The 17,872-nt window shown below is 41.8% G+C and carries 20 protein-coding genes; 12 read left to right on the forward strand and 8 right to left on the reverse strand.

The window, feature by feature from the left end; all coding sequences use genetic code 11:
- Positions 1 to 182: 182 nt before the first annotated feature.
- The 5 genes from HWV02_RS14895 to HWV02_RS14915 all read left to right on the forward strand — a co-directional run bounded on the left by HWV02_RS14895 (position 183) and on the right by HWV02_RS14915 (position 4,408).
- Entirely contained in the window at positions 183 to 788 is a 606-nt protein-coding gene (locus tag HWV02_RS14895) for a TetR/AcrR family transcriptional regulator (RefSeq protein ID WP_211676547.1), read from the forward strand.
- A gap of 190 nt (positions 789 to 978) precedes the next feature.
- Positions 979 to 2,028, forward strand: a complete 1,050-nt coding sequence (locus tag HWV02_RS14900) for an HlyD family secretion protein (RefSeq protein WP_211676548.1) — start codon at positions 979 to 981, stop codon at positions 2,026 to 2,028.
- Entirely contained in the window at positions 2,028 to 3,047 is a 1,020-nt protein-coding gene (locus HWV02_RS14905) for a DUF2955 domain-containing protein (protein ID WP_211676549.1), read from the forward strand. Before HWV02_RS14900 ends, HWV02_RS14905 begins: the two co-directional genes overlap by 1 nt.
- Positions 3,019 to 3,474: a MarR family winged helix-turn-helix transcriptional regulator gene (locus tag HWV02_RS14910; RefSeq protein ID WP_211676550.1), complete on the forward strand. Its 456-nt coding sequence runs from the start codon at positions 3,019 to 3,021 to the stop codon at positions 3,472 to 3,474. Before HWV02_RS14905 ends, HWV02_RS14910 begins: the two co-directional genes overlap by 29 nt.
- Before the next feature lie 115 nt (positions 3,475 to 3,589).
- On the forward strand, positions 3,590 to 4,408 hold the full coding sequence (locus HWV02_RS14915; RefSeq protein WP_211688452.1) for an alpha/beta fold hydrolase: 819 nt from the start codon (positions 3,590 to 3,592) through the stop codon (positions 4,406 to 4,408).
- A gap of 152 nt (positions 4,409 to 4,560) precedes the next feature.
- Here the strand turns inward: HWV02_RS14915 and HWV02_RS14920 are convergent, their stop codons facing one another.
- A complete protein-coding gene (locus HWV02_RS14920) occupies positions 4,561 to 5,475 on the reverse strand; it encodes a DUF726 domain-containing protein (protein WP_211688454.1) in 915 nt (304 codons plus the stop codon).
- Positions 5,476 to 5,934: 459 nt separating this feature from the next.
- Here HWV02_RS14920 and HWV02_RS14925 point away from each other — a divergent pair, with 459 nt between their 5' ends.
- The 3 genes from HWV02_RS14925 (at position 5,935) to HWV02_RS14935 (ending at position 7,429) form a co-directional block, all read left to right on the forward strand.
- Positions 5,935 to 6,333, forward strand: coding sequence for a hypothetical protein (locus tag HWV02_RS14925; protein WP_211688456.1), 399 nt, complete (start codon positions 5,935 to 5,937; stop codon positions 6,331 to 6,333).
- Entirely contained in the window at positions 6,330 to 6,686 is a 357-nt protein-coding gene (locus HWV02_RS14930) for a hypothetical protein (protein WP_211688458.1), read from the forward strand. The genes HWV02_RS14925 and HWV02_RS14930 overlap by 4 nt, the downstream gene beginning before the upstream one ends.
- Positions 6,687 to 7,048: 362 nt before the next feature.
- Positions 7,049 to 7,429: a DUF2195 family protein gene (locus HWV02_RS14935; protein ID WP_211688460.1), complete on the forward strand. Its 381-nt coding sequence runs from the start codon at positions 7,049 to 7,051 to the stop codon at positions 7,427 to 7,429.
- A 59-nt stretch (positions 7,430 to 7,488) separates the two neighbouring features.
- Here HWV02_RS14935 and HWV02_RS14940 read toward each other — a convergent pair whose 3' ends face one another.
- The 3 genes from HWV02_RS14940 to HWV02_RS14950 all read right to left on the reverse strand — a co-directional run bounded on the left by HWV02_RS14940 (position 7,489) and on the right by HWV02_RS14950 (position 9,357).
- The gene (locus HWV02_RS14940; RefSeq protein ID WP_211688462.1) at positions 7,489 to 7,845 is read right to left on the reverse strand and encodes a hypothetical protein; all 357 of its coding nucleotides are present in this window, start codon (positions 7,843 to 7,845) and stop codon (positions 7,489 to 7,491) included.
- Between the two features lie 87 nt (positions 7,846 to 7,932).
- Positions 7,933 to 8,277: a hypothetical protein gene (locus HWV02_RS14945; protein WP_211688464.1), complete on the reverse strand. Its 345-nt coding sequence runs from the start codon at positions 8,275 to 8,277 to the stop codon at positions 7,933 to 7,935.
- 9 nt (positions 8,278 to 8,286) lie between these two features.
- Positions 8,287 to 9,357, reverse strand: a complete 1,071-nt coding sequence (locus HWV02_RS14950) for a hypothetical protein (protein ID WP_211688466.1) — start codon at positions 9,355 to 9,357, stop codon at positions 8,287 to 8,289.
- A 271-nt stretch (positions 9,358 to 9,628) separates the two neighbouring features.
- On the opposite strand from HWV02_RS14950, the gene HWV02_RS14955 reads away from it, so the two are divergent.
- Both HWV02_RS14955 and HWV02_RS14960 read left to right on the forward strand, forming a co-directional pair.
- Positions 9,629 to 9,769 carry a hypothetical protein gene (locus HWV02_RS14955; RefSeq protein ID WP_211688468.1) on the forward strand — a complete coding sequence of 47 codons (141 nt, stop codon included), beginning with the start codon at positions 9,629 to 9,631 and terminating at the stop codon, positions 9,767 to 9,769.
- A 155-nt stretch (positions 9,770 to 9,924) separates the two neighbouring features.
- Positions 9,925 to 10,545, forward strand: coding sequence for an endonuclease III domain-containing protein (locus HWV02_RS14960; protein WP_255550359.1), 621 nt, complete (start codon positions 9,925 to 9,927; stop codon positions 10,543 to 10,545).
- A gap of 43 nt (positions 10,546 to 10,588) precedes the next feature.
- On the opposite strand, the gene HWV02_RS14965 is transcribed toward HWV02_RS14960, so the two are convergent.
- The 4 genes from HWV02_RS14965 to HWV02_RS14980 form a co-directional block, all read right to left on the reverse strand.
- Positions 10,589 to 12,313: a methyltransferase domain-containing protein gene (locus tag HWV02_RS14965; RefSeq protein ID WP_211688472.1), complete on the reverse strand. Its 1,725-nt coding sequence runs from the start codon at positions 12,311 to 12,313 to the stop codon at positions 10,589 to 10,591.
- A gap of 94 nt (positions 12,314 to 12,407) precedes the next feature.
- The gene (locus tag HWV02_RS14970; protein ID WP_211688474.1) at positions 12,408 to 12,602 is read right to left on the reverse strand and encodes a YwbE family protein; all 195 of its coding nucleotides are present in this window, start codon (positions 12,600 to 12,602) and stop codon (positions 12,408 to 12,410) included.
- Between the two features lie 69 nt (positions 12,603 to 12,671).
- Entirely contained in the window at positions 12,672 to 13,997 is a 1,326-nt protein-coding gene (locus tag HWV02_RS14975; protein WP_211688475.1) for a HAMP domain-containing sensor histidine kinase, read from the reverse strand.
- The gene (locus HWV02_RS14980; protein ID WP_211688477.1) at positions 13,987 to 14,664 is read right to left on the reverse strand and encodes a response regulator transcription factor; all 678 of its coding nucleotides are present in this window, start codon (positions 14,662 to 14,664) and stop codon (positions 13,987 to 13,989) included. The genes HWV02_RS14975 and HWV02_RS14980 overlap by 11 nt, the downstream gene beginning before the upstream one ends.
- A gap of 210 nt (positions 14,665 to 14,874) precedes the next feature.
- On the opposite strand from HWV02_RS14980, the gene HWV02_RS14985 reads away from it, so the two are divergent.
- Both HWV02_RS14985 and HWV02_RS14990 read left to right on the forward strand, forming a co-directional pair.
- On the forward strand, positions 14,875 to 16,380 hold the full coding sequence (locus HWV02_RS14985; protein WP_211688479.1) for a DUF1566 domain-containing protein: 1,506 nt from the start codon (positions 14,875 to 14,877) through the stop codon (positions 16,378 to 16,380).
- 146 nt (positions 16,381 to 16,526) lie between these two features.
- Complete coding sequence (locus tag HWV02_RS14990; RefSeq protein WP_211688481.1) at positions 16,527 to 17,822, forward strand: YHYH protein; 1,296 nt, start codon at positions 16,527 to 16,529, stop codon at positions 17,820 to 17,822.
- The last annotated feature ends 50 nt before the right edge of the window (positions 17,823 to 17,872 follow it).

Raw genomic sequence — 17,872 nt, forward strand, 5'->3', positions numbered from 1 at the left:
CATTACATACCAATTGGTATGAATTATAACGTACCGACCAGTACAAATTGTTATGTACCGATCGGTATGTTATATATTTTTCAAATAGAGTCAATAGTTTTCGTCTGTAAAGACACTGGACAGAAGACAACACTCTGTCTATCCTATGCGCATAAATAAAGGTAATAAAAGGTCTAAAAAATATGTCTAAAACAAGTTGCGTTGGTCGCCCTAAAGGCTTCGATGTTAATGACGTCTTAGAGAAGGCATTAGCGGTATTTTGGGCTAAAGGTTATGAAGGTGCGTCACTCAGTGATCTCACACAAGCAATGGGGATCAACAAGCCAAGCTTGTATTCAACATTTGGCAATAAAGAAGGATTGTTCCTTAAAGCAGTTGATTTATATGAACAAAGACCTTGTAGTTATTTCCGCCCCGCATTAGAAGAAGCGACGGCCAAAGCGGTTATTACAGCCATGCTCAATGGTGCGGCGCAAAGTTTAGCTGATCACACTAACCCACAAGGCTGCATGCTTATTCAAAGTGCGTTAACGGGGAGTGATGCCTGTAAATCAGTAAGACAGGCATTGATTGATCGCCGCCGGAATCATCAACACGAACTGAAAATACGCTTGGAAGTTGCCCAACAACAAGGGGATTTGACCACGGCGTACAGTGCCGAATCACTTGCTCAATACTTAGCGACAATTATTCAGGGTATGACGATTCAGGCAACGAACTGCATCAGTGCAGCGGAATTACAGAACATCGCCGATCTCGCCCTCAGTCACTTCCCCGGATTAGAGTAATTTTATTCGACGACAGTCACGACAATAATACTTAATCACGATTTCGTATCGCGCGATCAGCGATACGCCTCCCCTCCTAATGTCTTATTTCACTCATTCACTCTTTTTTTATACCCGCTTTACTTTTTGTTGCTCCTGCAACAAAAAGATGTATAATCAAATGACCTATTTAGTTGTATGAGCAACAAAAATGAAACATATCGTTTATAAATCTATTATCTATGCTGTTTTGGCTGTTACCATTGGCTTTTCTGCATTTCTAGTCACTTCTGACAATGCTCTTCCTTTTACGACTCAAGCGAGTTTGCATAAAAATGTGGCCAATATTGCGCCTGAAGTAACAGGTGTAATCACTCAAGTCTATGTCGAGAACGGCCAACACGTGCATACTGGCGAGCGTTTATTTTCCTTAGACAAGGCAGCGTATAAGCTAGCAGTGCGCCAAGCTGAAGCGGAACTACATTTGGCGCAAGAGGCCAACTCGTCGAAGTTACAAACATTGACATCAGCAGTGCAAACCCTAGGTCAACGTCAAGCCGAATCTAACAATGCACATACCAAGTTACGACGTTATCAATCACTGTTTAATAAAGGCCTTATTACTCAGCAAGACGTTGAAGATGTACAACTCAGTTTTAATCTGTCTAAAAGTGCAGTGGCAATTGCAAAGGCAGAGATCCAACGTATTAAATCGACGCTTTCAGATCACAATGATACTGCAGAAATTGAGTTTGCCATTGCCAAACTCGATCAAGCCAAACTTGCGCTTGCTAATACTGACGTGAAAGCCAAAAGCCAAGGTACAGTAAGTAATCTGCAATTGCAGGTGGGTAGTTATGTGGCAAAAGGCTCGGTGGCGTTATTTTTAGTTAATGAGTCCAGTAGTTGGCTTGGCGCTGATTTTAATGAGAAAGGAATGAGCTTGCTAGGCACAGGTACTAAAGTCGCGGTCGTATTTGATGCTATCCCGGGGCAGGTATTTAATGGCACATTGTTAAACCAAGATAGCGCCATTTATGATGCCTCTAATTTAACAAATCAACTATCAACGGTGAAGAATGATAATCGCTGGATCCGCGAACAACAAAAAATACGTACTCGTATACAAGTTGAGGGGATTGATACCGCATTAATGTCAGGCGCAAAAGCCAGTGTTATCGTACAAAATAGTAATAGCCTGCTGTCCGCTATCGGTTACAGCTGGATCACCTTTGTTTCTTATTTTAGATATATTTATTAATGTTTCGGTCACTCAAGCCGAAAAATAATCTGCAAGAGGCGCTGCGGATCACCTTCACAATTACCTTGTGTATGGTGTTGGGTAAAATACTTAACTTTAATACCCCGGTTTATCTGGCTTTATATCCAACCATGTTAATTACTAAAGGTAGAGACTTCTCCTGGCTGGCGATGTCACGGGCTCTCGCCCCCTCGCTTATATCTGCGGTATTGGCCGTCTTTGTCAGTGAGCTATTTTATGGCCACCCCTTTATCGTTTGGACTATCAGTTTACTCTTTTTCGATCAGCTACGACGTCGGGCTGATACACCGATTAAATTAGCTAAAATGATACTACCTTGTTTTCACTGGGTATTGATGGTGATATTTTCGCAAAGCGGTCATTTTGATATGCCAGGTATGCTCCGTGAATGCTTTGCCGCAATGGCGATTTCGGCTGCAGTGACAAAGTTGATGATTACTTTGTTTCCTGTATCTAAATTGGGTAAACTACCTCAGTTTAAACCCCAGCCAGTAACGTACGGCCACCGATTGGTCTCTTTAGCTTTAATCGGTTCTGGTTTAGGCTTGTTGCTGATTGTGGATATGTTACCCGCTACGTTTTGCATGGTACCTGTGATTGCAGCAGCGATTCAGTTTAATCGCGGCACGTTCATTGAGCTTGTAGAGCAGCGTTTTATCACTCAAATTGCAGGTTGTGCTATTGCTGGTATATTTATCTTTCTGATGGCTGGCCATCAAAGTACGCTCGGATTTTATGCATTATCACTTGGTAGCATTATCTTTATACTGACGAGCAGTATGCTATCAACAACCGGGTTTACCAGTGGTGTTCATGCCGATACGTTATTAGCGACGATACTGCCAATCCAACTTTATATGGGCAACAATAGCTTTGGTTTAGACAATACGTTTTTACGTGCGTGGCAACTCTTTATCACGTTGACTATCTTATTTATTGGTTATCGGTTAACCATTTCACGAGACAAACATGAGCAAGCAAATCACCCTAATCCCTGAATTAAATGAGAATGTAGCCTTTATGATGGGACTCGCTTATAAGCAGTTCCGCACAATTACGAATCAAAAACTCACTACCGAATTTGATATAACACTAGAGATGTTAGGCGCATTGCGAGTATTAGATTATCTGGGTAAAGTACCGCAACAAACCCTATCAACCGCACTGCACCGAGAACGTTCAGTAACCAAACGTTTAGTTGATAACTGCATTAAACGTGGGCTTATTGAAGTACACAAAAGTGATGAAAATAAAAAAGCCCGCTATCTCGCCCTTACTGCCGACGGCCTCACTACCAAAACAAATGCAGATATTATGCTGCATGCGTCAATTGCAGAATTCTACTCACCACTAAGCAGTAGTGAATGTGATCAGTTACTGTCAATATGCAAAAAACTGGTACAAGAAGGTGTGTGTATTGAGTAACTCAATATTTACACTGATCTTATATGTATCAATACATTATACTGCTACGATTACGCTTTAATGATGACTTACATCACCGCCCTAAAAGACAGTATTTTTCGCCAAAGGAGATAAAATGAATACGTTTACGATTGACAATAAAACAATGCACTATATCGACAAGGGTCAAGGCCCTGTGCTTATTTTGGGTCACAGCTATTTGTGGGATAGTGAAATGTGGGCGCCGCAGCTTGATGCACTAAGCCAACATTATCGCTGCATTGTTCCTGACCTATGGGCTCATGGTAAATCGGACTACGCGCCAGAAAAAACAATCCGCCTGCAAGATTACGCACGCGATGTATTGGCGTTGATGGATCACTTGGCTATTAATGATTTTTCGATTATCGGTCTGTCTATTGGCGGTATGTGGGGAGCTGAATTAACTATTATTGCGCCAGAACGTGTTAAATCATTAGTATTAATGGATAGCTTCGTAGGACTTGAGTCTGAAGTTATGCGTACCAAATACTTAGGCATGCTTAGTGCAATTGATGACGCACAACAGGTTCCTGCACCATTGCTGGATATCATTACGCCAATGTTCTTTGCGCAAAATGCAGCAGAAGTAAACCCAGAGTTAGTCGCAAAGTTACGTAACTACCTTGTTAGCTTGGAAGGTGAGCGCGCTAAACAAATCACCAAAATGGGTCGCATGTTTATTACACGTCGTGATGCATTTGAAGATATCGAAAAATTCGCGTTACCAACATTGATTATTGTTGGTGAGCAAGATGTTGCTCGCCCGCCATTAGAGTCGCACCTAATGCAAGATGCGATCTCGGATAGTGAACTGCTTGTGGTTAAAGATGCTGGACATATTTCGAACCTTGAACAACCAGCTGTCATCACAGAAAAATTGTTAAGCTTTATGGAAAGCGTACACGCCGCATAATTTGAACCAATTGGTGATAATGAAGAAACAAGCACATGCTTCATGTGCTTGTCATCACTAACAGCCCGCATCCCATTGGGACAGTTCCTTCCCTCTTTTCGTCACACACTCGATATAAGCTATAGAACGTAAAATCATTCACATATTAGGGTTTAAGGCTTAAGAGTTCCTGCCAATGCTTTACCGACTGTTCCATTTTTAATGTTCAAATGCCCAGATGAAAATTCAGTTACATTTAAATTCACGACTTGCTCCAGATTACTGTTTTCTATTTCAGTTAACCCAGCAGGCTTATGATCAAGTATCGTCCCTGCACCGTATGCACTCTTTAATACATCATCATTATCGCTGTAGCAGTTGATCAGACGCAGATCCGTGTGTTTTTCTAAGATAGGTGTCCATTGCTCCGCTTCAGCAGACACAGCCCCCGCCAAAAGATAACAAGCGGTGACTTTATTTGCATCAAGGTTGTTCAATGCCTGATAAGCAACGACCGCGCCTAATGAATAACCCATTAAGATTGCGCCCTGTAATTGCTCGTCATCTTGTATTGCTTTCGCTAAATCATGCCCTGCATGCAATGTTTCGTTAAACGATTTTTTCCAGTGTCCGACAAATTTATCCGTGACAATCTCACCAACCAGAGCGGCAAAATCGACAGGATTCATATCTCTTGCCAGCCTTGCAGCCGCCAACCATTTATCTGCATCTGTATCTTTCACATCACCCGTCATTTTACTGTCATCACGCGCGATGTCGGTAACATTACCCGCGTTCCAGCGCACATGAATGATTTTGTTTTTAGGATACTGTTCATCAACAACACTTAGCCAGTCTGACATGTCTCTCCCCTCTTTCGAGAGATACCCATTAATAACAAGAATACAAGGGGACTCGCCTTCTCGCACTGTTGCTAATGTTATTGAAGATGACTCTCTGACGATAAACTCGTCATGACTATGTGAAGGTAAGAGTCCTTTTATCTGATCCAGAACTTGGTTTACTAATACGTCATTTGGTTCGATGTCTTTCGCTATATTAAGTTTGCTTTCAAATAAACTTTTCACTAAAAATACCCTAATAAGAATCTTACACGCATTAATGAATGGTTAAACTAATCGATTTGTCTGCATGTACTACGACAATATCCATATCAGCCGCTAAATTAACAATATTATGGCGTAATTTAAATCTTTATTAACATATCTTCGATATATGCGACATTCCTGATTTCAACAAAACGACCTAAAACGCGATGCTTAAAGCAACAGCTCGCGACTGCACCAAGATCCCTCAACGTCAGCATTGCCCGCTTAAAGAGTGTTGCCACAAAAAAATTGAATGACGCTGATAATTTACAATCGAGATTTAATGTGATGGATACATACGACAGGACATGGGGTGATGCTCAATAAGTTATCCTGTACTATTTCATCCACCAGCAGATGCACACAAAATCATACTAATGCCTTATTGCTCTTCGATTTACCTTTGAATTAACATTATTAGTAATAGAAGGACAGATAATGGCAAATCACAAAATAAGTATAAAGAATGAATCAATCTCGCTTTTCCTGAAAAACAGTAAGCAGAACCAACAAAAGATCTCTGATCTAGAGAGCTTCTATTCACTCATTAGTGGCAGCGAAATGGTCGGTAACAATTCAAATTGCGACCAACTCGTATTCAAAGATGAGATGTGGTTAATACCTGAATTTACAAGCGGGTCAGATGAGCTTATGCGTTTATTTGAACAGCTGAATAAAGAAAGCAATAAAGCATTCACTGCTACATTAGACAACCTACCTTATAGCTGGCGCACAACTTTATTTATCCTACCTAGTATAGAGCCTAATCTACAGGTTCTACCCCGTTCAGAGTTTGATAAGATCAAAGGCAAATTAATGGCCGTCGAATACAAATGAAGATACTAAATATTTTTTTAATGGCTTTATTTCTTTCCTTAGCAGGTTGCGGTGACAAAGTTCTCGTCAATTCTGAACCTGATAGGGCAGCAACAATCCCCAGTAGTGCAATTTGGGTCGGCGGTCACGATGGCGGCGTTTTTATCTCAATAACCAAACCAACTGGTACAGATAAAGAGGTTTATTGGGGTGAAATTCTTTATGCTTCAGGAGATATAGCTTACAAGGGACGCATGAGCATATTTCCTAAAGAAAATGATGGGTTTGATATAAATAATCAATCATCCTATCAAGGCTGGGATGGTGATACGCTTTATATCATAAACAATCAATCACTTAAGATTGTTGAGTAAGCTCTGCAAGCCATTAAAAGGGAGTACTAACCCCTCCCTCAACTGCTCGGTCTATGATAACAGTCAAAAAATACACTGCTTTAAAGTCCTATGCTTAAACAAGACTTCACAACAAGATGAACCATATTGGGCAAACAGGGGGAAAAATAGAGCAAGGATGGAACCTGCAGACTTAGATACAAAGAATAAATGCAAACCTATCATGAGAGGTGGTTTTTACTTACATGACTCGACTAAGGGCTACAGCCATGGTTGTATTGAAGTTGAGACGAAAATTTTTCTTCAATTACGGAATCATCATACTGCTACTAGAAAAAACACGATAATTTTAAAAGTTAAATATGTCAAAGGAGTAGCCACAAATGGCGGTACTAAAACGTAGTTTATACATCAGCCTAATTCTCACTGGTTGCGCCCAAGCCTCCCCACAGCTCAATATTGATATTAATAACAAGCTGAGTAGTTGCTTTCAGCTGCAGCAGCAAACCATTTCGATTACAAATGAAGTCCCAATACTCGAAGCTAAGTATCAGGTAAAGAAGAACATTTCGGAGTGTGGTTGTAAGTCTAAAATTTTATCTTATTCAACGGCTATAGTTACAGATGATTTGGAAACTCAAATCATCTCAGGACAATTTATTCTGAACACCGAAGATAGCTTCAATATTCCCATAGCAAGTAGCCAAAAAATCGTTGGTGATTACGATTTGAATATCACACTAGCGTGTGCGTTGCCCAACTAGTGTGATAGCGCAAGATTGAAATACGGATTAGTTAATCTAATTTCTAATAGGCACTAAATTCACAGTATCAAGTCATCCGGTTTTACAAAATATGTAACCAAAGCAATCATAGTAACGACAAAACCAGCAATAATGTAGCATACTGCAAGTTTCCTATCTAAAGGCCTAGACAGCCTCTTTGCTGCTTCAGCATCAACTAATATATAATTTTTCAGTGAATCCTTAGGTAAGGTAATTGCGAAAGCATAACCGACAATTCTCGCCCCCATACCATCCCATAGTGGCGGTTCCTTGCCCTCTTTTCTCATCTCACGTTCTATATAAGTCATAGATAAACGTGCGAAGCATATCCATGAAATAGCAAAGATAAAAAAGAAAATAAGCCCTGAGATAAGTAACTTATGATATAAATCCATCCTAACCCCTTAATCAAACCATCTATAAATACACTCACATGAGCGCTGCCGAACTAGTGTGATAGTCAAGGTTGAAATACGGATTGGTTAATCTGGTTTAATGAAATATGCCACCAATATAATCAAGATAAACACAAAGCCTGCAGCAAGGTACCATACCGCAAGTTTCCAATCTGACCGACGAGACAAACGCTTGGCTGCTTCAACATCAACTAAAATATAGTTTTTTAGTACACCTGCAGGCAAAGCAACGGCCATTGCATAACTCACTGCCCGAGCCCCCATTCCGTCCCATTGCGGTGGTTCCTTACCCTCCTTCTTCATTTCACACTCAATATATTTCATAGATATACGAGCAAAGCATATCCACAAAATACCAAAGATAAAAAATGAGATAAGGCTTAAAATAAGAAAACCGTGGTATAAGTCCATCTTAACCCCTTAATCAAACCATCTGAAATTAGAACTTGTATCATATGCGAATTCAGCAGCATCCTTTCCGATCGCATCTCCAACTTTCGCAGCACCATAACCCGCCGCGAGACCGATACTAATTGCAACTAGCCATCCTAAAGGGGTTGAAACCAAAAAAGCAGTCGCGATCCCCGCTGCAGCTTGCCCTACATAAAGTCCAGCAGCGCCACCGAGACCAAACCCAGCGGTTTCTGTCACTAGCCTACGTTGCCAATCCTTCCCTTCATTATAATCAGAATAAACATCAAGCCCTCGAACACCAGCATCAAGAAAAAGCAGTCCATTTCCAGCGTATTTAACATTCTGACTGAAACGACCCAATTTGGCTATTTCATTGGTATTATGGAGTCTCAGTGGAGCATCTGTTTTGGCCCCTTTAGCCAAGCCTATTCCACGCTGCGCATTAGACCAAATAGAACCTTTACGGCCTTTACCCATGGGCATATGGCGTCTTAATTCAGCCTGAAAATGCTGATTTAGCGTTTGGTGGGCCTCTTTGGCAATCGCCTCTAATTTCATTAATTGAAATTTTGGGAGCTTATTTTTGTATGCTGCACGTAATGTTTCTAACGTTTTCTGGTATTCATTAATTAATTTGGCAAACTGCGTTGAACGTGTGTCTACAGCTGTCAATCCAGCACCCATAAAACCAATAGATTCTTTTTTTATGACAGGGAGCGCTTTATTACTCGCAAACTCGACGCCTTGAGCAGGCAGTGGCAATATCTCGTTATTGTAAAACGAAGACAAAGAAAGCAATAAATCACTACCATAAGCGGCATTTAAATCGCTAATCGTTTGTCGGCTTTGAGGCGGTAAGAATTGCAATTGCTTTAGCATTTGCTGCAAATGTTGTGGCACAGGAGTACGAGAAGCATGGCTCGAATCAGAACGCGAAATATACGCAGTGCCTTTATGTATAATGTCAGAATTAATATGTGCATTATCTTTGAGAAAAAGATTTTTTTTATCTTCATCATTCGCAATACAAGGCAGCATCATTCCCGTTCTAGCGCTGATACAAATGTCCATGGTCATAAATTATTCCTTTAAAATATGAAAACCATCATATACATGATAAAAATTAGCTGATATACCGAACTCTATCGATTTGTACTTTATGCTACCACTTAAACACTAAAGCCACACCTACTCGCAGTATGGTTAAAGTACTAATTTTAACCATATAAAATCAATACATTAGGGTTAAAGCAATTATTGAATTCACACTTCTGATTAAACAATAACTAAGCCAGACTAACTGCGACTAAGCTGTAAAGTACTTGCTTTAAACATGGGGATTTTTGACATGGATTTCGTCCAATACCGAGAGCTAATAAAGTCTGTTAAACAGGGTAAAAAGCTACCCACTGCAATCTATCTACACGCCTCAGCAATAGACGAAGTACTACCCGATATTGACAGCATAGAAACAATGGGCGAATATTAAAAGGTCATTAAAAGGGAGTACTAACCCCTCCCTCAACTGCTCGGTCTATGATAACAGTCAAAAAATACACTGCTTTAAAGTCCTATGCTTAAACAAGACTTCACAACAAGATGAACCATATTGGGCAAGCTAACAAACCAACAATGATTAACAACATGTTCACTCAACTGCAGCACTATTATGGTTATCAAGCTTGGTGGCCTGCTGATTCTGAATATGAAATGATGGTCGGCGCGATACTGACCCAGAATACTAACTGGAAAAATGTCGAGAAAGCGCTGACGAATCTGAGCGAACAATTAACACCACCGCAGATCCTGGCGATGCCCCTTAATACATTGGCGCAACTTATTCGGCCCAGTGGTTACTACAACCAAAAGGCCATTAAACTTAAAGCTCTGACATTATGGTATCAAGAGTATAATTTTGACATCAGCCAAGCTCGCCACATCGAAGGGACAACCTTGCGGAATGAGCTACTCGCCGTTAATGGTATCGGCCCAGAAACCGCTGACTGCATTCTTGTTTATGCCCTAGATAAGCCTTTTTTCATCATCGACAATTATACCCGCCGCATCCTACATCGCATAGGGCTCGAACTGCCAACAGGTTATGATAAGCTTAGATTAATGCTAGAACATAACATTCCACGAAACATCACAACCTATCAGCAATACCATGCTTTGCTGGTTGAACACGCCAAACGCTACTGCACCAAGATCCCTCAATGTGAGCATTGCCCGCTTAGTGAGTGTTGCCAGAAAAAGATTGAATGACGCTGAATACAGGCATAATACTTGAGGGTTGCACTTGCCCGACCTAACCCCACTCTCTTAACTGCTGCATTTCTTTTAATCGCCCGCGTTGTAATTCCAGCGCTTCAAAGAGATCATCGATAGACGTGTTGTTCGTCGTTAACCCCGGTAAAGCAATATTCGCTTCGGCAAAAAAGCGAATCGACTGTGTATTATCATTTGTCCAAGCTTGTTGCCACCAGTCTGTAATACGTAATTTAGCGTCTTTAAGCTTTTTGGCTGTGGGTAGACTATCGCTTTTCTGACCATTCACTTTGCTATCACTCGGTAGCAGGTTCCACAGATCGTTATTCGGCCAGCGTGCAAACGGCATGCAGTGGTCTATTGCAAATTTTTGTTTTAAAACCTTTCCAGACCAGACACATTTCTTACTCTGCGTCTGTTGTAACAGCTTAAATCGTTCTCGGCTCTCGTTAGTTGAACGCTTAGCCTCTAACCAATCTAACGAGCTAACGATTGCGAGTTGTTGTTCAGGGTTCTTGTTACCCTGATATCCCTTCATGGTTTTCATCCACTCACTGACAAGAACAGGTTCAACCCAGCAAGCGTAACGACTAAAAGCATTCCATATTGTTTCAGGCAATGACAGTTCGCCCCATTGAGATAAAGACGCCATATCTAAAAATAAGCTGTCTGTGGCACGTACAGGTTTGCTATCGACTTCAAATACATTGATGTCACTGTTCGGCAAGGTGATGTGTTTACACGGCATTTCTTTAATGTTGCTGACTGCTGCGGATAATGTTCGGTGCAGTGCGATAGCATCTTCACCAACAAATAGATGACCAATACGGTAATCAGTGGCAGAACGATGCGTTAATTGGTGCCAGCCATCGTCTTTAATAAAACCCATGTTCGGTTTTTTATTTGGTGTCTGGAATAAACCATTATCATCGATAAGTACTTTATATTGATGACACCAATACAAAGCCACCAGCCCTACAGGCAAAATAACGCGGCTTCCTTGCAGTGTATGTTCACGGCGAATAACAGCGCCGGGATGACCATCAGCAATACGCAACAATACTCGCATTAATGCCAGCTTGTGCGTTGCAGCTTTACCATCATTCAATGCCACATGACGAATAAAAGGAAATGCACCTGAGCCATCATCAGGCAATTGCAATACTACGGTTTGCCAATGAACGCTATCACGTCCAAGTTTGTCGCTATCATGCTCTGTTTTAAGCACGACAGACAAACCAACGGTCTTAGCAAGTAGTTCTAACTCTCCAGTACTGACATCATGCATTTTACGTTCATCACCACTGGGGCCATGACGAAGAGAGATAACTAATTTAGCGCCGGGTTTGAGTAAATTGGCTAGTTTTCGAATAGCACGCGGTCGCTCGCTTTTCGGGATATGCATCCACACAGCACTAAGCAGGATAAGATCAAAACTGACTTCTTGACGACTGACAACATCCAGAGCGGGTAGAGAATCTTCAACCCACTTTACATTCAACCCCTGCGTTTGTTGCTGGCCTATTTCGGCTAATAACTTAGCAGGCTCGACAGCAACAATACTAATGTCGCTTACTTGTCCTTGCTCAGCGAGATATCGACTATCACGCCCTGCCCCAGCACCTAAGTCAAGAATACGCGCGTTAGATTTGTTTAGAATTGGCGGTAAGAATTCAGCCCATGCAGCATGCACTTCTTCGAAGGATTTTGACAAGTATTGATCGGCAAGTTGTTGAGCATGATCGTCATAAAAGTTGGTGTGCATAGCTAATCTTAACCTCAGATTTGAATGCGTGGGGACTGAGGTAGATTAGCATAATAGGTATTCTAAATATATATAGTTAAATCAGTACCTTTGATTAGTCATTAATCACTTTAACACGTCCAACATCACCACTTTCTAAACGCACTTTAATGCCGTGCGGGTGGTTTGGTGATTTAGTGAGAATGTCTTTCACGATCCCGTCAGTCAAGTTACCACTGCGTTGGTCTTGTTTCAGTACAATCGATACCGCTAAACCCTTTTTGATATCCGATCTGTTCGTTCCGCTCATGTTTTTTTCCTATTAAAATCAGTGTTAGATGATATTGGCAGTGAGTTTGCCTTATGACTGGGTGTTAGGTCAATGACGCGGTTCGAAATAAACAACGACTTGGCTACCATCATTATGGTCTGACGAAAGGTGAAGCTGCCATTCTTGCTGCGCTACAATTTTTTGGACTATATCTAAACCAATGCCAAACCCTTGCCCCTGAGACACACCACGTTCAGTGGCATTTTGATCATAATCAGCTAAACCAGCACTCGTATTCGTAATTGACACAATAAGACCCGAAAGCTGCACCCGCACTATACCTGACAAAGTATGCTCAAATGCATTACGTATCAGGTTACTCAACACAATTCGACACAGTGACAAAGGTAATTCACGTGATGGGCTGTCATCAACGACAAGCTCAACGTCAACGTCTTTTCCTTTCAACAAATACTTGTGTTCATCAATAATCACTGTGGCTAATTGCTCAAGGTTTACTGTTTCTAGCTGCGTTGGCGTACCACTTTTCCGGCTTAGTAATAACAGCGCTTCGGTCATCTCCGCCATATTTTTATTGGCGCGTCGAATATGTGTGTATTGGTCAGCAACATTTGTCTTACCTTGGGCCGTTCTTAAATCAATAATATCTAAGGCAGAAGACACAACAGCAATGGGCGTGCGTAACTCATGACTGGCGTTTTGCAAAAACTGCTTTTCTCTTTGATGATATTGATGAATACGCCCCATAGTCTGGTGCAATGTATTCGCCACTTCACCAATTTCAGTCTTATCATTCATGACAGCGAACGACAGTTCCGGGTTACTCTCGTCAAGGCTTTTTGCCATCACAGACAGCTCATGCAATGGGTTTAACACCTTACTGATTAAACGCCGCGCTACCCAATACACCAAAAATATGGCTAACAAGGTAATAAAGATAATGGAAAGTGGCACATTTAATAACGGTGCTCGTTTTGAAGCACCCGCTAACCCCTTTTGAGGCGTGTCGTTATAAAGTAAATAAAGTTTGTCTGTGGAATGCTTTATCGGGTGAACAAGCAAAAAATAGACAGCGTCAGGGCGAGAAAGCTTGACCAGTTGATCACCATCATTCACTGAAAGACCAAAGTCCTTCATGCCGTCAATATCAAACAAACTGGCTATCTCGCTGGGAATCGACTCGCGACCAACAAAAACAGAATAAGCACCATCCCTAGGTAACGGCACGTTTTGGTTTAGCTCAACCTGCTTAGCATAATGGTTGGCCATCGGCATCATAGTGCGGTGCATAGTGGTACCAACCGCAACAAAAAAAATCTGATACAGTAAGAATGAAAACACAATAACCAGTAAACCTATGCTAATCGCTAACTGCTTCTTAAACTGATATTTTAAGCTATTTCTATGCTTCATCTTGCTCACCGTTTAATACAAGCCCAACGCCCCTTACGGTTTGAATCAGTGGCTTATCGAATGGCTTATCCACCAGCTGTCGTAATTTATATATATGGGATTTAAGCACATCAGAATCAGGCAATTGATCCGGCCAAATAATGTGCTCTATTTGTTGGCGGGTAACGACTTTGGGGCTGGTTTTTAATAACACTTCTAATATTTGCCAACAGGCTTTATTTAGCTCAATAACCTGACCTGCACGGGTGACTTTTCTTAAATTAACATCCATCACCAAATCACCAACACTCAATTTTACATCGCGCTTACTAATACGTTTAGTCAGTACTTGCAGGCGTGCAACCAATTCAGGCAAGTCAAAAGGCTTTACTAAATAATCATCGGTGCCAGCTTGAAAGCCTTGTAATTTATCATCTAAGGTATCTCTTGCGGTCAGCATTAGGATCGGCGTGTTAATACCCGCTTCTCTTAACGCTGTGCAGATACTCATACCATCTTTGCCTGGCAACATAATATCGAGCACGATGGCGTTAAATGGCTGACTCATTGCCAAGCTCAAGCCTAAATTACCATTGCCTGCATAATCACATTCAAAACCATGCGCTTCTAAAAACTCAATCATGTTGGCAGCTAACGCGCTATTATCTTCGACCACAAGTACAACCACTAAGCACTCCCTTTTGTTTAAATCCTAATGCCCTCTCAGCTTTAGTATAACTTACACGAAAATCGTCCATTCACTTAAAATTCACCCTTAATTTGTTAACTTCATCATTACTGTATAACCCACCTTAGAGGTCTTAACCTAAACTTCACCTATCGATTGTTAGGATGCCTCATCAGCAACAACGCACGTTAAGTAATATTTGGAGACGATATGATCAAGTCAAAAGCATCTAAACTCACCCTCATCGCCCTTTCGGTTGTGACCGCTTTATGCAATATAAACACAGCGGTTGCGAGTATCGATGGCAAGCAAGTTAGCCCATCATATGCAATCGTCGATACCAATCAATCACAGTGTTTCGGTACTACAGATCAAGAGGAATGTCCGTCAGCAACAGAAGCGATGTTTGGTCAGGATGCACAATACCAAGGCAACCAGCCAAGCTACATAAAACACGACAATGGTACAGTGTCTGATCAGGTGACAGGTCTTATGTGGTCACAAACAACCGATATTAACGGTGACGGTAAAATCAATGCCCAAGATAAGCTCACCTTCGAAGAAGCTGTTAACTATATTAAAAACCTAAAGTTAGCAGGCTACAGCGATTGGCGACTACCAACCATTAAAGAGCTTTATTCCCTGACCTTGTTTGATGGGCAAGACCCGAGTGGTGTGAAATTAAACACGGGTAAATCTCAACTGATTCCCTTTATTGACCACGAAATATTTGGTGTTAATACCGGTGATACCAAATCTGGTGAGCGCTTGATTGATAGCCAATTTGTCACCAGCACGAAATATGTGTCAACAACCATGCACGGTGATGACACTGTTTTTGGTGTTAACTTTATTGACGGACGCATTAAAGGCTATGGAACAAGCATGCCAGACGGCAGTGTTAAAACCTTCTATGTACTTGCTGTACGAGACAACCCAGACTACGGCAAGAATGACTTTGTCAAAGCTGACAACGGCACTATTGTTGACCAAGCAACAAGCCTAGTATGGCAACAAAATGACAGCGCAACGACAATGAACTTTACCGATGCACTTGGCTATTGTGAAAGCTTATCGGTATCAGGTAATAACAATTGGCGTTTACCAAATGTAAAAGAACTGCAATCGATTGTGGATTACACGCGCTCTCCAGACACCTCTTCGTCTGCCGCGATAGACCCATTATTTAGTAGCACAGCGATCACCAATGAAGGTGGCAAAAAAGATTATGCCAACTACTGGAGTAGCACAACACACGTTAACCTGAAAGATGGCGAAAACGCGACGTATGTTTCATTTGGCCGTGCAACAGGCTTTATGAATGGCCAATGGTTAGACGTACATGGCGCGGGTTCACAACGAAGCGACCCTAAAGTTGGCGATGCGAGCCAATATCCACAAGGTCATGGCCCTCAAGGTGATTCTATCCGTATAAACAATATGGTTCGTTGTGTGAGTGGTGGTGACGTAACGTTTAATGCGGCCCCTGAATATCAAGCACGAGCAGCCATGACAATAGAAAACATGAGCACTGAGTCGACATCAAAGATGCCGATGAAGAAGTCACCACTAACAATGATGGATACAAATGGCGATGGAAAAATCTCGTTCAGCGAAGCAAGAGGTCCATTAAAAGAAGACTTTAAACGATTAGATAAGAACAAAGATGGCTTTCTCACTAAGGACGAAATACCAAGTAAACAAAAACGTGATTAATCATACGTTTTATTTTTAGAATCAGTTCTTTACGCAGCCCTTATTATCCCCTTCCATAGGGCTGCGTTCACCTAAAATTCACCTACGCTTTGCTAACCTGTCACCTATCAAACATCAACAACAGTATACAGTTAGCAGGAGAACGCATGAAAAAATCGATGATAGCCTTATTTATGTTCCCTATTTTAGGGCTGACCGCTTGTGGCGAAGGCGATACGAGGGACTCAGTTGAGGTTACAGATGCAGCAGATACCAGTGTTCCCGCTGACTCAGCCCAAACTGAAAATTGGATAATGAACAATGAAACAACATCCAATTATATTTATTCAGATACAGGCAGCACGCTCGAAAACGTACAAGTCGCTGAAATAGTAAATCTAGATGAAAACAACTTAGACGTTGGTTATGTTTATGTTGAAACAACCGGGATACCTAAATACGACGTAACAATGACTCAGGTTATGGTTGAACAACTGAATCAACGACCAAGAGCCGACTCTGACTTTCTAACAGGCAGCACCTTTGCGGTTGAAGGACAAGTGGTTACCTTTGGTGAAGACATTGGCTATAACAGCAGCCAAGAAAACTGCTCGACGACAGGTGGCGAAGGTTATTGGCCGCCAGGCCCAGGGTGTCCGACCCAACAAGATAAACAAGCCTACTTCCCTGTGGAACCATCTAACATTGAAGACGGTGAAGAAAGTTGCGAAACAGGGCTGGGTAAAATTGGCCTGATGGTCAATGGCACTAGTATTTACAACTGGGGTGATGGCATGAGTGAAGGTGACAATCTTTGGTATACCTTAGCCCCTGTAGCAGAACAATACGACGTAGATATTTGTGGCGGTCATGCTGCCGCGGGTGATTATCATCATCACTTCTATACTAGCTGTTTAGCAAATTTAGTGGGCGACGATGGCAGTACTCACTCTCCTATTTATGGGTTTGCCGCTGATGGTTATCCGCTTTACGGTCCTTACGAAAGTGAGAACACACTGGCAGTGAGTGGTTGGAAAGTACGTGATTATGGTGCAGATGCCAGCCAAGGCGGTTGTGATACCGAAGGTCAACGAAGCTGTGTATTAGTAGACCCTTATGATGTATCCAAAGGCGTTAAAGATGTGTCGAATGGCCCGGATATCGGCGAAAACGTAACGACTTTATCAGGTAACACACTCGCTGCAACCGATGGTTACTTCTATGAAGATCACTACTACGCGGGAGTCACTGTTGAAGGGGCTCAGCTTGACCAAAACAACGGTCACGATACGCATGATGGTAAAGGCTATCACTACCATATCACGTTAACACAAGCGCAGAATGGTAAGCTGGAACCCGCATTCCCGTATACCATAGGTCCCAATTTTAAAGGTCAACTCGCGAGTAATTCAATAAGCCAGTGTAGCGCTTCGGGTGGTATGTCTCCGCCTCCAAGACGTTAATAATATGAGCGGTGGAAGTGGACCTGAATACCACTTTCACCACAGAGAAA

The sequence above is a fragment of the Moritella sp. 28 genome (assembly GCF_018219435.1).
Classification (GTDB): domain Bacteria; phylum Pseudomonadota; class Gammaproteobacteria; order Enterobacterales; family Moritellaceae; genus Moritella.

Excerpts from the sequence above, each read along its gene's own strand:
- HWV02_RS14970 (WP_211688474.1), bottom strand. The coding sequence starts at position 12,602 with ATGAGCGGAACGAACAGATCGGATATCAAAAAGGGTTTAGCGGTATCG.
- HWV02_RS14895 (WP_211676547.1), top strand. The coding sequence starts at position 183 with ATGTCTAAAACAAGTTGCGTTGGTCGCCCTAAAGGCTTCGATGTTAAT.
- HWV02_RS14900 (WP_211676548.1), top strand. The coding sequence starts at position 979 with ATGAAACATATCGTTTATAAATCTATTATCTATGCTGTTTTGGCTGTT.
- HWV02_RS14935 (WP_211688460.1), top strand. The coding sequence starts at position 7,049 with ATGGCGGTACTAAAACGTAGTTTATACATCAGCCTAATTCTCACTGGT.
- HWV02_RS14965 (WP_211688472.1), bottom strand. The coding sequence starts at position 12,313 with ATGCACACCAACTTTTATGACGATCATGCTCAACAACTTGCCGATCAA.
- HWV02_RS14905 (WP_211676549.1), top strand. The coding sequence starts at position 2,028 with ATGTTTCGGTCACTCAAGCCGAAAAATAATCTGCAAGAGGCGCTGCGG.
- HWV02_RS14960 (WP_255550359.1), top strand. The coding sequence starts at position 9,925 with ATGTTCACTCAACTGCAGCACTATTATGGTTATCAAGCTTGGTGGCCT.
- HWV02_RS14985 (WP_211688479.1), top strand. The coding sequence starts at position 14,875 with ATGATCAAGTCAAAAGCATCTAAACTCACCCTCATCGCCCTTTCGGTT.
- HWV02_RS14925 (WP_211688456.1), top strand. The coding sequence starts at position 5,935 with ATGGCAAATCACAAAATAAGTATAAAGAATGAATCAATCTCGCTTTTC.
- HWV02_RS14955 (WP_211688468.1), top strand. The coding sequence starts at position 9,629 with ATGGATTTCGTCCAATACCGAGAGCTAATAAAGTCTGTTAAACAGGGT.
- HWV02_RS14940 (WP_211688462.1), bottom strand. The coding sequence starts at position 7,845 with ATGGATTTATATCATAAGTTACTTATCTCAGGGCTTATTTTCTTTTTT.
- HWV02_RS14910 (WP_211676550.1), top strand. The coding sequence starts at position 3,019 with ATGAGCAAGCAAATCACCCTAATCCCTGAATTAAATGAGAATGTAGCC.
- HWV02_RS14950 (WP_211688466.1), bottom strand. The coding sequence starts at position 9,357 with ATGACCATGGACATTTGTATCAGCGCTAGAACGGGAATGATGCTGCCT.
- HWV02_RS14990 (WP_211688481.1), top strand. The coding sequence starts at position 16,527 with ATGAAAAAATCGATGATAGCCTTATTTATGTTCCCTATTTTAGGGCTG.
- HWV02_RS14915 (WP_211688452.1), top strand. The coding sequence starts at position 3,590 with ATGAATACGTTTACGATTGACAATAAAACAATGCACTATATCGACAAG.
- HWV02_RS14930 (WP_211688458.1), top strand. The coding sequence starts at position 6,330 with ATGAAGATACTAAATATTTTTTTAATGGCTTTATTTCTTTCCTTAGCA.
- HWV02_RS14945 (WP_211688464.1), bottom strand. The coding sequence starts at position 8,277 with ATGGACTTATACCACGGTTTTCTTATTTTAAGCCTTATCTCATTTTTT.
- HWV02_RS14975 (WP_211688475.1), bottom strand. The coding sequence starts at position 13,997 with ATGAAGCATAGAAATAGCTTAAAATATCAGTTTAAGAAGCAGTTAGCG.